This window comes from Bacillus sp. GS3m_15504, from assembly GCF_055825275.1.
Genome location: NZ_JBVVNL010000011.1, coordinates 35,571 through 48,488, shown reverse-complemented (window position 1 = coordinate 48,488; position 12,918 = coordinate 35,571). Strand labels below are relative to the sequence as shown.

The window sequence follows — 12,918 nt, the reverse complement described above, 5'->3', positions numbered from 1 at the left end:
TATTAGGCACGCCGCCAGCGTTCATCCTGAGCCAGGATCAAACTCTCCAATAAAGTTAGTTTGTCTAGCATCTAAAATAAAAATTGACGTTTCACGTTGTTTGTTTCGTTCAGTTTTCAAAGAACTTCTTCATCGCTCAGAAGCGACTTTATTAATATAACATTTCGTTATATTTTCGTCAACAACTTTTTTCAATAAGTTGTTTTTCGTTTGTTTTGTTTGTTACCTTTCGTGGCAACGAATATAAATATACCAGTTTGATTATTAAAATGCAATAGTTTTTCTAATAAAATTTTCAACTTAGTAAAAAAGTATAAAAATAGCACTTTTCTTCTATATAAATATAATTTTTTGCACTATCAAGATTTACTATCTCCAAGCTGTTCACACCCAAATAAAAAAAGCTTTGGAGAAATCTCCAAAGCTTAGTCTTGTTTATGACGCATAGCAGGGAATAATAATACATCACGAATAGATGGTGCATTCGTTAATAACATAACAAGGCGATCAATACCAATTCCTAGTCCACCTGTAGGAGGCATACCATACTCAAGAGCTTCGATATAATCATCATCCATCATGTGAGCTTCGTCATTACCTTGTTCGCGTTCTTTTAATTGCGCTTCAAAACGTTCTTTCTGATCGATTGGATCATTTAGCTCAGTGAACGCATTTGCATGTTCACGTGCAACGATAAACAATTCGAAACGATCTGTGAATCGTGGATCTTCATCATTCTTTTTCGCAAGTGGCGAAATTTCTACCGGATGACCGTAAATAAATGTTGGTTGGATTAATTTATCTTCTACTTTTTGCTCGAAGAATTCATTAATAATATGACCAACTTCCATTGTATCCTTAATTTCTACATTATGTTCTTTTGCAAGTTCACGCGCTTCTTCTACACTCATCGGATTCCAGAAATCTGCTCCAGAATGTTCTTTAATTGCATCTACCATATGAAGGCGTGTCCATTCTGGTTCTAGATTAATTTCATAATCACCATATTGGATTGTTGTTGTACCTAGTACTTGCTTCGCGATATGAGCAACCATATTTTCTGTTAGTTTCATAATATCTTTATAATCAGCATACGCTTCATATAATTCAATCATCGTAAATTCAGGATTATGACGAGTTGATACACCCTCATTACGGAATACACGGCCGATTTCATAAACTTTTTCTAATCCACCCACAATAAGGCGTTTTAAATGAAGTTCAATTGCGATACGCATATATAATTCCATATCTAACGCATTATGATGCGTGATGAAAGGACGAGCAGAAGCTCCACCTGCAATTGCATGCATCATAGGTGTTTCCACTTCAAGATAACCGTTGTCATCTAAGTATCTTCTCATTTCGCGAATGATCTTACTGCGAGTGACGAATGTTTCACGACTTTCCATACTTGTAATTAAGTCTAAGTAACGTTGACGGTAGCGTTGTTCAACATCTTTTAACCCATGATATTTATCCGGTAATGGACGAAGAGATTTCGTTAATAGTGTAAAGCCTGTTGCTTTCACTGAAAGTTCTCCAACGTTCGTTTTAAAAACTTTACCTTCAATACCTACTAAGTCACCTAAATCTGCTGTTTTAAATAATTCGTATTCTTCATCTCCAACAGCATCTTTACGAACATAAATTTGAACTTGTCCATGTAAATCTTGAATATGTGCAAATCCAGCTTTTCCTTTACCACGCTTTGTCATAATACGACCAGCGATAGAAACAGAGATTTCTTTCTCTTCTAATTCTTCTTTAGAGAACTCTCCATATAGGCTTAATAAGTCATTTGTTGCATTTGTACGTTCAAATCGTTTACCGAAAGGATCGATTCCTTGCTCACGTAAGTTATGTAGCTTTTCACGACGAACAAGCAATTGGTCGTTTAATTCTTCGTGGTTCATGTTATCCATGGTATTGATATCACTCCAGCTCTATTAATTTTTACAATATATACAGTATAGCATTTTCTACTCAACTAGAAAAACTGCCAGCAACTAACTGGCAGTTCTTCTTTCTTTCACGTAATTATAGGAAGTGTATAGAAGAATGTCAATCTTCCCTCCCTATTATTAACCAACGTGAATTGTTTGTTGTTTCGCTTCCACTTCTTCTACAAATACACCTAATACATTTGCAAGGTCTTCACGCGTATTACAAGCATTTATACCATTACGTACATTTGCATTACCACGAATACCTTTTAAATACCAAGCTGCATGCTTTCTCATCTCTCTTACAGCGACACTTTCGTTCTTTAAATCGATTAGACGATCTAGATGCAACATACATACGTCAATTTTCTCACGTACTGTCGGTTCCGGCATTAATTCACCTGTCTCTAAATACTTTACCGTACGATAAATCATCCAAGGATCTCCAAGGGCAGCGCGGCCAATCATAACACCATCTACACCAATTTCATCAAGCATACGCTTTGCATCTTGTGGCGTTGCGACATCACCATTTCCGATAACCGGGATATTTACAGCTTGCTTTACTTGTTTAATAATATCCCAATCCGCTTTTCCTTCATACATTTGTACTCTTGTACGTCCATGAACTGCTACCGCTTGTCCACCAGCACGCTCAACAGCTTTCGCATTCTCGATTGCGAAAATATGATCCTCATCCCAACCAATACGCATTTTAACTGTAACTGGTTTTTCTACAGCATCTACAACTGCCGCTACCATTTCATATATTTTATTTGGGTCTAAAAGCCACTTTGCTCCTGCATCACACTTAACGATTTTCGGTACTGGACAGCCCATATTAATATCAATGATGTCTGCTGTCGTATATTGATCTACGTATTTCGCAGCATCTACAAGGGTTTCTTTCTCTCCACCAAAAATTTGTAAACTTAATGGCTTTTCTCTCTCATCGATATATAACATATCTAATGTTCTTTTATTATTCAATAGTATCGCTTTATCACTTACCATTTCGGCACAAACTAGTCCTGCACCGAATTCTTTTACTGTCAAACGGAATGCAGAGTTACACACTCCCGCCATCGGTGCTAATACAACCGGATTTTTCATCTCAATATTTGCGATTTTTAACACTCGATTTACTCCTTCCTTCATAGTTACTTTGGCATTAGCTCATCTATCGAGACTTTTAATGCTTTAGCAACTTCCACTACAAAATCTTGGGAAGGCGATCGATTCCCTCTCTCAACTTCACCTAAAACAGATACAGATACCCCTAATTCTTTTGCAAAACCTTCTTGCGTATAACCTTTTAGTTTTCGAAAAGCACGAATGCGTCTTCCCCATTTTTCTGCTTCCATACCGTTACTCCCTCTCGCCTTTTCATTTCTTCTACTTGTGAACGTGAAATGTTTTGTTTTATATCTTGATTAATCTCTAACAACGGAACGATAACAAAAGCTCTTTCGAACATCCGCGGATGCGGAACAATAAGATTCTCTGCTTCAATATTTTCTTGATTATATAGTAAAATGTCAAGGTCGATAGTCCTAGGGCCCCACCTAATTTCCCTTTTTCTTCCTAGATCATTTTCTACTTTTTGCGTTACTTTCAATAATTCTTGCGGTGATAAATTGGTAGAAATTTTTATAACTAAATTTAAAAAGCAACTTTGGTCAGTATAGCCAACTGGTTCCGTTTCATATACAGATGAAACATCTTCAACTTTGATATAAGGATTTTTATTTAGAAACTGAATCGCTTCCGTTAAATACGTATAACGTTCTCCAATATTTGAACCTAATGCAATGTAAGCTATATTATTCATGGACGTTCTCTCGTAATTTCTACCGCTACAGCACGATAATGTCCCGGTATCGGCGGATCCGGTTTAATTACCTTTATCGTACATCTTGAAATACTCTCATATTGTTTCAATATATCTGTAGCGATATTTTCAGCAATACTCTCTACAAGCTTATATGTTCTATCTTCAACAACTTTTCTACATAACTCGAAAAGCTCTCCATAATTAACAGAATGCTCTAAGTCATCACTTTCTCCCGCTCGTTTCAAATCCAATTCCACCGTTAAGTCCACTTTAAATCTCTGGCCCAATTTATTTTCCTCTGGGAATACACCATGATAACCGTAAAATTCCATATCATGAATATAAATTTTATCCAATTACTTTACCCCCTTACCAATCATCGCATCCATCATCTTAGCCATACGCGACATTTCCTTCACATCATGAACGCGAACAAACTCACAACCCTTTTCAATACCAAGACAAACGGTAGCTCCCGTTCCCTCAAGACGTTCTTCTACCGGTAAATCTAGCACATGCCCAATAAAGGACTTTCTTGAAGTACCTAAGAGAACTGGATAACCTAGTACGTTTAACTGTTCTAAATTACGCATTGCTTCTAAATTTTGTTCAGGTGTTTTAGCAAAACCGATACCCGGGTCTAAAATGATATTCTCATCTCGCACACCAGCATCTTTAGCAATTTTAATACTGTCATATAAGTCAGCAATCATATCAGCCATTAAATTACGATAATTCATGTTATCGCGATTGTGCATTAAGATAATAGGTACATCGTAATGAGCTGCAACTTCAGCGATTTTTGGTTCTGCCTTCGCTCCCCAAATATCATTAATAATATGAGCACCAGCTTCAATTGCTTGTTTTGCAACTTCAGCTTTATACGTGTCGATAGAAATAGGCAATTTTACCTCTTTTGAAACAGCCTGAATCATCGGAACAACTCGTTTTATTTCTTCTTCCACCGATACTTTAGCAAAACCCGGACGAGTAGATTCGCCACCAATATCAATAATATGAGCACCTTCATCTCGCATTTCTTTCGCATGGCGCACTGCAGCATCTACCTCATTATAACTCCCACCATCAGAAAACGAATCTGGTGTTACATTTAAAATCCCCATAATTAACGTTTTTTCATTTAAGTTCAATGTATATTCGCCGCAGCGCAAATCATAATCCCACTTCAAACTACACATCTCCTCTTCGCAATTCATTTCTGCTCCACAATTTCTCTCTCTGCATTTCATAAAGATTTATAAATCTTTTTGTAACCATACCTACTTTACCCGGGAAATCCCGTTCCTCTATACGATTAAGCGGAACAATTTCTTGAATCGAGTTTGTTACGAAGACTTCATCAGCTGAAAGTAATTCATCTTTTGTAAAGAAACCTTCCTTTACTTTTATACCTAGCTCTTCAGCAACTTTTATAATAAACGCACGAGTGATACCATTTAAAATCCCTGTTTCGAGAGAAGGTGTATATAAAATATCACCTTTCACAAAAAAGAGATTCGAAACAATACCCTCTGCAACATAACCTGTTTCAGTAAGAAAAATACCTTCCTTATTCACAACATTTCCAATTTCACGTTTTCCTAAAATGTTATTTAAATAATGATGAGACTTCAAACGAGCCGCACCCTCTGGTGTATTTCGAACTTGTTTTAAAACAACCCCTTCTTTTTCCGCTACCTCTCCTGGGGCTGCTAAAGGTTTTATAAAAACAATAACAGACGGCTCTTCATACATTTCCGTTTGCAATCCAATTTCATCTATACCCGCCGATACATTAAAACGGACATACGCATTCTCTAATTTATTCTTAATGAGTAAATTCTTCAAAATAAGCAGTACTTCATCTTTTGTCATTGTCCATTTTATTTGCAATGTATCCAGCGCATCTATTAAACGGTCATAATGATCATCCAATAAGAAAGGATGGCCATTATAAATACGAAACGTCTCAAAAACTCCAAGACCATATAAATAACCGTGGTCATACGGCGAAATTCTCGCTTCACTCGCTTTTACATACTGACCGTTTACGTAAATTAACATGACGTCACACTTGGACTGTATTTACGAATGAAATTCTGCAACAACTCTTTCCCGTGAGAAGTCATAATAGATTCCGGATGGAACTGTACACCTTCAATCGGTAATGTTGTATGACGGAGCGCCATAATTTCCCCTTCTTCTGTCCAAGATGTTACCTCTAGGCAATCAGGTAACGTCTCTTTCTTAACAATAAGGGAATGATAGCGCGTCGCAGTAAATGGATTAGGGATATCCGAAAAAATCGTCTTTCCATCATGATGCATAGGTGACGTTTTCCCATGCATTAATCGCTCTGCACGGACAACCTCTCCGCCAAACACTTGCGCAATAGATTGGTGCCCAAGACAAACCCCAAAAATCGGAATCTTCCCAGCGAAGTATCGAATAACATCCATACTAATCCCTGCCTCATTCGGACTACATGGGCCTGGCGAAATCATTAAAAAGTCTGGTTTCATATTCTCAATATCTGAAATAGTCACTTCATCGTTACGTTTAACAACAAGCTCTTGTCCAAGTTCTCCAAGAAACTGCACTAAATTAAATGTAAAAGAATCATAATTATCAATCATTAATATCATTTCTCTCACCTAACCGTTTCTTCGCTACGTTCTTTTGCACGCCATAAAGCAATCGCCTTTTTTAACGACTCTTTATATTCATTTTCCGGATTTGAATCAATTACAATTCCCGCCCCTGCTTGTACATGCGCTTTTCCGTCTTTAGCAAGAAGTGTCCTAATTACAATATTCAATTCTGTATCTCCAGAATAACCAATCCAACCGATTGAACCTGTATAAATCCCTCGGCGAACAGGTTCTAATTCTTCAATAATTTCCATCGTACGTATTTTCGGAGCACCCGTAATTGTTCCTCCAGGGAATACAGCCTTCACTAAATCGAAAGCATCTTTATCTTCTTCCACCTCACCACGCACATTAGAAACAATATGCATAACATGTGAGTATTTCTCAATTACCATAAACTCGTCTACTTCTACAGTGCCATATTTACAAACACGTCCTAAATCATTTCGTTCTAAATCCACAAGCATCACGTGCTCTGCTCTTTCTTTTTCATTCTCAATTAATTCCCTTGCCAATTCTTCATCCTCTTGTTCATTTGCCCCTCTAGATCTCGTTCCAGCAATTGGTCTTGTACTTACTTCAGTTCCCTGTTTCTTAATTAGCAACTCTGGCGATCCACTTACAATTTGAAAATCCCCGAGCTCCAAGTAACCCATATATGGAGATGGATTAATTTCACGAAGACTTGTATATATTTCTAGTGGGTGTGTTTGTAACGTTCTTTCTTGTCTTGTCGACAAGTTTACTTGGAACACATCACCAGCCCCAATATATTCTTGAATACATTCAACCGCCTTCATAAAGCTTTCTTCAGTAAAAGCAACTGCTTCATTTTTCTTTTCAGGGCACGCAAACGGTATAGTCACTTCCGGCGCTTCTGTCGCCCAAAGAATCTTCCATTCATTTAATCGCTCTTTTGCCTCTTCATGCTTATCTACATAATGTGTAATAATCCATAATACTTTTTCTTTTTGATCATACACAAACACATCATCAAATAATAAAAAGAATATATCAGGTATATTAATATCATCCTCCGCAAGAGAAGGAAGTTTTTCAATATAACGGATGCAATCATAACTAAAGTAACCAATTGCACCACCTTGAAAAGGCGGGTATTCCGGATTATAATCCGTTTTCCATCGCTCCATATATTCCTGCATTAAATCCAATGGGTTTCCTTGCTTTATTGTTTCCTTACCACTTTCACTTATATGTAACGCTTCACCCTTCCCTCGGATTACCGCTACTGGGTTTAATCCCACGATGTTATAACGACCGCCACGTCCACTCTCTAACAAAATGTGTTGCGGTTTATCCTTAGAAAGAAATTTATATTGCTTAAAGAAATCTAACTGATATGGAATAGAAAGCGCTAAAGATTTTCTTCGTTGCATATCAACACCCCGTCTTCTTTTATCCCACCCTCTTATATTAACCACTTCAAGCTACATTCGTTATGTATATAGAAGGGTTATATTCGAAGGCTAGTGAAAATAAATTAATGATACTACCTCTTATTTTACATGAAGTTTTCTAGTCATTCACTCTTTTCCTATTTCCAATCCAAAAAGAAAAAGCATCCTTTTTCAAGGATGCTTTTTCAATCACATGTAATTAAGACTCAAATTGATAAAGTGGTGTACTTAAATAACGTTCACCATTACTTGGGATAATAACAAGTACCTTTTTCCCTTTACCTAACTTTTTCGCAACTTCTGTCGCTGCATAAATAACCGCTCCTGAAGAGATACCAACTAAAATACCTTCCTCTTTAGCCACTCTTCTTGCGTATTCGAACGCTTGCTCTGTTTTCACTTGAATGATTTCATCATATACTTCTACATCCAATGTTTCTGGAACAAATCCAGCCCCAATTCCTTGGATTTTATGTGGACCCGGTTTTCCACCAGATAACACCGGTGAATCCGCAGGTTCTACTGCATAAATTTTAATATCTTTATATGCTTCCTTCAGCACTTCACCAGCACCAGTAATCGTTCCACCTGTACCAATACCTGCAATAAATGCATCTAATTGATCACCCATTTGCTCAACAATTTCTGGACCTGTTGTTAAACGATGAATTTCTGGATTTGATTGATTTTTGAACTGTTGCGGTATAAAGTAGCCATGTTCTTTTGCTAATTCAGTCGCTTGACGAATTGCTCCGCCCATTCCTTCAGGCCCTGGAGTCAATACTAATTCAGCGCCATAAGCACGTAATAAATTGCGACGCTCAACGCTCATTGTTTCTGGCATTACTAAAATTGCCTTATATCCTTTAGCAGCTGCTACCATCGCTAAACCAATTCCTGTATTACCACTTGTCGGCTCAATGATTGTATCGCCTTCTTTTAATAATCCTTTTTTCTCAGCATCTTCAATCATAGCTAATGCGATACGATCTTTAACGCTGCTCCCCGGATTCATAAATTCTAATTTTAAGTATATATCTGCGCTGTCTGATTCTACGATGCGGTTCAACTTAACGATCGGCGTTTTCCCGATTAATTCTGAAACTGATTGTGCCACTCGCATTCCTGTCACTCCTAACACCGAGTATTTTTATTGGTTTTGTCTATATTTAGATTTTGTCAGAAAATTCCCTGTTTGTCAATGTATTTAGAGGGTAAATTCCCTTATTACAAATTCTCAATTAAATTTGTAATATCTTCTTTAGAGAACTTGTATCGCTCATTACAGAAATGACAATGAACTTCTGTTTCTTCTTCTTCTTCACGAACTTGCTCTAACTCCGTTTTACCTAAACTAATTAACACACTCTCGATACGTTCGCGTGAGCATGTGCAATTAAATTGAACATCCATCGTTTCTAATACTTTTACCTTATCTTCTCCAAGGACTGCATACAGTAACTCTTCTGGAGAAAGCCCTTGTTCGATCAATGTTGATACAGGAGGAATCTTCTGCAAACGCTCTTCAATGAATGAAATTGTCTCTTCCTGTGCACCCGGCATAATTTGAAGGATAAATCCACCTGCTGCTAATATGCTATCGTCTCCATTTACAAGGACACCAACACCAACAGAAGACGGCGTCTGCTCAGAAACTGCAAAATAATACGTGAAGTCTTCTCCTAATTCTCCTGAAACAATTGGAGATTGACCAATAAACGGCTCACGCATACCAATATCTTTAATTACCGTTACAAATCCTTCAGTACCTACCGCTTGATATACACGTAATTTCCCTTGTTCTGTTCCTTCAAAGTCAACATGTGGATTCGTTACATAACCACGTACATCTCCATTTGCATGAGCATCTACTAAGATAGGACCAATCGGACCATTTCCTTCAACCTTAATTGTTAGCTTTTGGTCACCTTTTAACATTGCCCCCATCATTGTACCTGCAGTTAAAGAACGACCAAGCGCCGCTGAAGCTGTTCTCCATGTATCATGACGTCTTTGCGCCTCACTTACCGTGTTTGTAGTACGTACACTATACGCACGCACTTCTCCATCAAACGCTAACGCTTTTACTAAATAATCTTTCATACTTATTTATTCACCTTTCTCATGCTGTAAATTTGCATTACGCTCGTATAACATATACAAACCTTTTAATGTTAAAAATGGATCTACAACATCAATCACATTCGATTCTTCTGAAATTAATTTCGCCAATCCACCTGTTGCAATAACTTTCGGTTCTTGTTTAGCTTCCTCTTTCATGCGCTTAACAATACCTTCCACTTGTCCAACATAACCATAAAGAATACCAGATTGCATCGCACTTACCGTATTCTTCCCAACTACACTGCTTGGTTTTGTAATTTCAATACGAGGAAGTTTTGCGGCTCTACTATATAAAGCCTCTGCTGAAATCATAATTCCCGGTGTAATAACTCCACCCATATAATGCTTTTCTTCGTTAATATAACAATATGTAGTAGCCGTACCAAAATCGACAATAATAAGCGGACTTCCATATAAGTGGATCCCTGCTACTGCATTTACGATTCGATCCGCACCTACTTCACGTGGATTTTCATATTTAATATTTAGCCCCGTTTTTATTCCAGGACCTACTACAAGCGGCTTAATTTTAAAATACTTTTCACACATGCGCTCTAAAGCAAACATAATTGGTGGTACGACTGAAGACACGATGATACCTTTCACATCTTCAAACGAAAGACCCTCATGCTCAAGCAACTGCTTCACAAGCATTCCATATTCATCTTCTGTCTTATGACGATCTGTTTCCATGCGCCAATGTTGACGAAGTTCCCCCTCTTCAAACACGCCCAGTACAGCATTTGTGTTCCCTACATCCAATACAAAAATCATATTCTCACCACTTATCTTATTTAATCTATATTTGTGTAGTATGTATAAAACTTATAAAAACATCATATCACACATACTTATATAATCAGCTTTTCTATCCTCATCATTTTACAAAAAGATTACTCCCCATTTCAATTTTTAATACCAGATTTATTTAAATTCTTTTTCTACTTAGTTCCCTTCTACAAATAAAAAAGGAGTGACTATCGTCACTCCTTCATCTCTTACTTATCTTCTGATTCTTCATCGTCCTTCTTCATGTTGATGTTTACTTTCACATCAGCTGAAGATGTTGGACGTTCTGGCAATCTGCCATAATCACATAAATGATTGATTTGCTCTGCATCTAACGTTTCTACTTCAAGTAACGTTTTCGCAATAAGATCTAGTTTATCACGATTGTCAGTAAGAATTTGTTTTGCACGAGCATAACATTCTTTCATAATCGTCTGCATTTCCATATCGATTTCGTGTGCAATCGCATCACTATAGTTTTGTTCTGAATGGAAGTCTCTTCCTAAGAACACTTGACCACCTTGTGAGCTACCAAATTGCATTGGTCCAAGCTTATCACTCATACCAAATTCCGTAACCATACGTCTTGCAATACCAGTCGCACGTTGGAAGTCATTATGAGCACCTGTACTCACTTCACCAAATACAATTTCTTCAGCTACTCGACCACCAAGTAAACCAGTGATTTTATCAAGTAACTCTGGTTTTGTCATGAAGTAACGATCTTCTTTCGGAAGCATTACTGCATATCCACCAGCTTGACCACGAGGGACAATTGTTACTTTATGAACGACATCAGCTTCATCAAGAACAACACCAATTACAGTGTGGCCCGCTTCATGGAAAGCAACGATATTACGTTCTTTTTCAGAGATAACACGACTTTTCTTAGCCGGACCTGCAATAACACGATCCGTCGCCTCATCAATGTCACTCATATCAATTTTCTTCTTATCTTGACGCGCAGCTACTAAAGCAGCTTCGTTTAATAAGTTTTCAAGATCGGCACCAGAGAATCCCGGTGTACGAGTTGCAATTGCTCTTAAGTTAATATTCTCATCAAGCGGTTTATTACGAGCATGTACTTTCAGTACAGCTTCACGGCCATTTACATCTGGACGATCTACTGTAATTTGACGGTCAAAACGACCTGGACGTAATAATGCTGGGTCAAGAATATCAGGACGGTTTGTCGCAGCGATGATAATAATACCTTCGTTTGCACCGAATCCATCCATTTCAACAAGTAATTGGTTTAACGTTTGCTCACGCTCATCATGGCCACCACCAAGACCTGCGCCACGTTGACGCCCTACCGCATCAATTTCATCAATGAAAATGATACAAGGAGCATTTTTCTTTGCGTTTTCGAATAAATCACGTACACGTGATGCACCGACACCGACGAACATCTCTACGAAATCAGAACCACTGATAGAGAAGAACGGAACGCCTGCCTCACCTGCAACGGCACGTGCTAGTAAAGTTTTACCTGTACCTGGAGGTCCCACTAATAGAACACCCTTCGGAATACGGGCACCAACTTCAGCAAACTTGCGAGGATCTTTCAAGAATTCAACTACCTCAACAAGCTCTTGTTTCTCTTCATCCGCTCCAGCAACATCTCTGAAACGAACTTTTTTCTTTTCGTCATTATATAACTTCGCCTTACTTTTCCCAAAGTTCATAACACGGCTACCGCCGCCTTGAGCTTGGTTTAATAAGAAGAAGAATAAAATGAAGATAATGACAAACGGGATGATAGAAGTAAAGAAGGTTACCCAAGCACTTGTTTCTTCTGCTGGTTGATACTTAACTTCAGCACCTTGCGCTTTATCATTAATTTTCTTTTGTAATTCCTCAGTATTTGGTGCATAAGTAACAAATTGTTCTCCCTGGCTAGAGTTATTAAATTGTCCTTTTACTTCAAACACACCATTTTTCGGTTGAAGTTGCACATTACGCACTTCACCTTTTTCTAGTTTAGTAATGAATTTATCGTAGCTAACTGATGTCGTTTTTTGTGTCGAACCATTAAAATAGCTCACGATTCCAATTACTACTAGGAATATCAGTAAATAAAAGATGGTATTACGGAAGATACGATTCATTCCTAACCTCCTCTCACGGCATAAACACTATAGTAAATCGTAACA

13 protein-coding genes are annotated in these 12,918 nt (G+C 37.7%); all 13 read right to left on the bottom strand.

The features are described 5' to 3' along the window. Positions 1–425 precede the first annotated feature (425 nt). Entirely contained in the window at positions 426–1,925 is a 1,500-nt protein-coding gene (gene lysS, locus AC0L0O_RS29540) for a lysine--tRNA ligase (RefSeq protein ID WP_000369671.1), read from the bottom strand. A 159-nt stretch (positions 1,926–2,084) separates the two neighbouring features. Continuing rightward, positions 2,085–3,083 (bottom strand): tRNA dihydrouridine synthase DusB, encoded by a 999-nt coding sequence (dusB, locus tag AC0L0O_RS29535; RefSeq protein WP_000912262.1) that lies wholly within the window; start codon positions 3,081–3,083, stop codon positions 2,085–2,087. A 23-nt stretch (positions 3,084–3,106) separates the two neighbouring features. Continuing rightward, positions 3,107–3,310 carry a helix-turn-helix domain-containing protein gene (locus AC0L0O_RS29530; protein ID WP_000387027.1) on the bottom strand — a complete coding sequence of 68 codons (204 nt, stop codon included), beginning with the start codon at positions 3,308–3,310 and terminating at the stop codon, positions 3,107–3,109. Beyond that, positions 3,262–3,777, bottom strand: a complete 516-nt coding sequence (folK, locus tag AC0L0O_RS29525) for a 2-amino-4-hydroxy-6-hydroxymethyldihydropteridine diphosphokinase (RefSeq protein ID WP_001059445.1) — start codon at positions 3,775–3,777, stop codon at positions 3,262–3,264. The genes AC0L0O_RS29530 and folK overlap by 49 nt, the downstream gene beginning before the upstream one ends. Beyond that, positions 3,774–4,136 (bottom strand): dihydroneopterin aldolase, encoded by a 363-nt coding sequence (gene folB / locus AC0L0O_RS29520; protein ID WP_000358063.1) that lies wholly within the window; start codon positions 4,134–4,136, stop codon positions 3,774–3,776. The genes folK and folB overlap by 4 nt, the downstream gene beginning before the upstream one ends. Continuing rightward, positions 4,137–4,997 (bottom strand): dihydropteroate synthase, encoded by an 861-nt coding sequence (folP, locus tag AC0L0O_RS29515; protein ID WP_025985130.1) that lies wholly within the window; start codon positions 4,995–4,997, stop codon positions 4,137–4,139. Then, the gene (pabC, locus tag AC0L0O_RS29510) at positions 4,972–5,844 is read right to left on the bottom strand and encodes an aminodeoxychorismate lyase (protein ID WP_000909893.1); all 873 of its coding nucleotides are present in this window, start codon (positions 5,842–5,844) and stop codon (positions 4,972–4,974) included. The genes folP and pabC overlap by 26 nt, the downstream gene beginning before the upstream one ends. Then, positions 5,838–6,425, bottom strand: coding sequence for an aminodeoxychorismate/anthranilate synthase component II (gene pabA, locus AC0L0O_RS29505; protein ID WP_000602287.1), 588 nt, complete (start codon positions 6,423–6,425; stop codon positions 5,838–5,840). The genes pabC and pabA overlap by 7 nt, the downstream gene beginning before the upstream one ends. A gap of 5 nt (positions 6,426–6,430) precedes the next feature. Then, positions 6,431–7,828, bottom strand: a complete 1,398-nt coding sequence (pabB, locus tag AC0L0O_RS29500) for an aminodeoxychorismate synthase component I (protein WP_001189680.1) — start codon at positions 7,826–7,828, stop codon at positions 6,431–6,433. 220 nt (positions 7,829–8,048) lie between these two features. Further along, positions 8,049–8,972 carry a cysteine synthase A gene (cysK, locus tag AC0L0O_RS29495; protein WP_001261709.1) on the bottom strand — a complete coding sequence of 308 codons (924 nt, stop codon included), beginning with the start codon at positions 8,970–8,972 and terminating at the stop codon, positions 8,049–8,051. A 104-nt stretch (positions 8,973–9,076) separates the two neighbouring features. Then, positions 9,077–9,952 carry a redox-regulated molecular chaperone HslO gene (hslO, locus tag AC0L0O_RS29490; RefSeq protein WP_000656366.1) on the bottom strand — a complete coding sequence of 292 codons (876 nt, stop codon included), beginning with the start codon at positions 9,950–9,952 and terminating at the stop codon, positions 9,077–9,079. A gap of 6 nt (positions 9,953–9,958) precedes the next feature. Continuing rightward, on the bottom strand, positions 9,959–10,747 hold the full coding sequence (locus AC0L0O_RS29485; protein WP_000578367.1) for a type III pantothenate kinase: 789 nt from the start codon (positions 10,745–10,747) through the stop codon (positions 9,959–9,961). 224 nt (positions 10,748–10,971) lie between these two features. After that, positions 10,972–12,873 (bottom strand): ATP-dependent zinc metalloprotease FtsH, encoded by a 1,902-nt coding sequence (gene ftsH, locus AC0L0O_RS29480; protein WP_001079659.1) that lies wholly within the window; start codon positions 12,871–12,873, stop codon positions 10,972–10,974. Positions 12,874–12,918 lie beyond the last annotated feature (45 nt).

What these genes read in the sequence shown, in the direction of transcription:
- lysS (WP_000369671.1), bottom strand. Translation starts at nt 1,925, where the DNA reads ATGGATAACATGAACCACGAAGAATTAAACGACCAATTGCTTGTTCGT.
- AC0L0O_RS29530 (WP_000387027.1), bottom strand. Translation starts at nt 3,310, where the DNA reads ATGGAAGCAGAAAAATGGGGAAGACGCATTCGTGCTTTTCGAAAACTA.
- folK (WP_001059445.1), bottom strand. Translation starts at nt 3,777, where the DNA reads ATGAATAATATAGCTTACATTGCATTAGGTTCAAATATTGGAGAACGT.
- folP (WP_025985130.1), bottom strand. Translation starts at nt 4,997, where the DNA reads ATGAATTGCGAAGAGGAGATGTGTAGTTTGAAGTGGGATTATGATTTG.
- pabC (WP_000909893.1), bottom strand. Translation starts at nt 5,844, where the DNA reads ATGTTAATTTACGTAAACGGTCAGTATGTAAAAGCGAGTGAAGCGAGA.
- pabA (WP_000602287.1), bottom strand. Translation starts at nt 6,425, where the DNA reads ATGATATTAATGATTGATAATTATGATTCTTTTACATTTAATTTAGTG.
- pabB (WP_001189680.1), bottom strand. Translation starts at nt 7,828, where the DNA reads ATGCAACGAAGAAAATCTTTAGCGCTTTCTATTCCATATCAGTTAGAT.
- cysK (WP_001261709.1), bottom strand. Translation starts at nt 8,972, where the DNA reads ATGCGAGTGGCACAATCAGTTTCAGAATTAATCGGGAAAACGCCGATC.
- hslO (WP_000656366.1), bottom strand. Translation starts at nt 9,952, where the DNA reads ATGAAAGATTATTTAGTAAAAGCGTTAGCGTTTGATGGAGAAGTGCGT.
- AC0L0O_RS29485 (WP_000578367.1), bottom strand. Translation starts at nt 10,747, where the DNA reads ATGATTTTTGTATTGGATGTAGGGAACACAAATGCTGTACTGGGCGTG.
- ftsH (WP_001079659.1), bottom strand. Translation starts at nt 12,873, where the DNA reads ATGAATCGTATCTTCCGTAATACCATCTTTTATTTACTGATATTCCTA.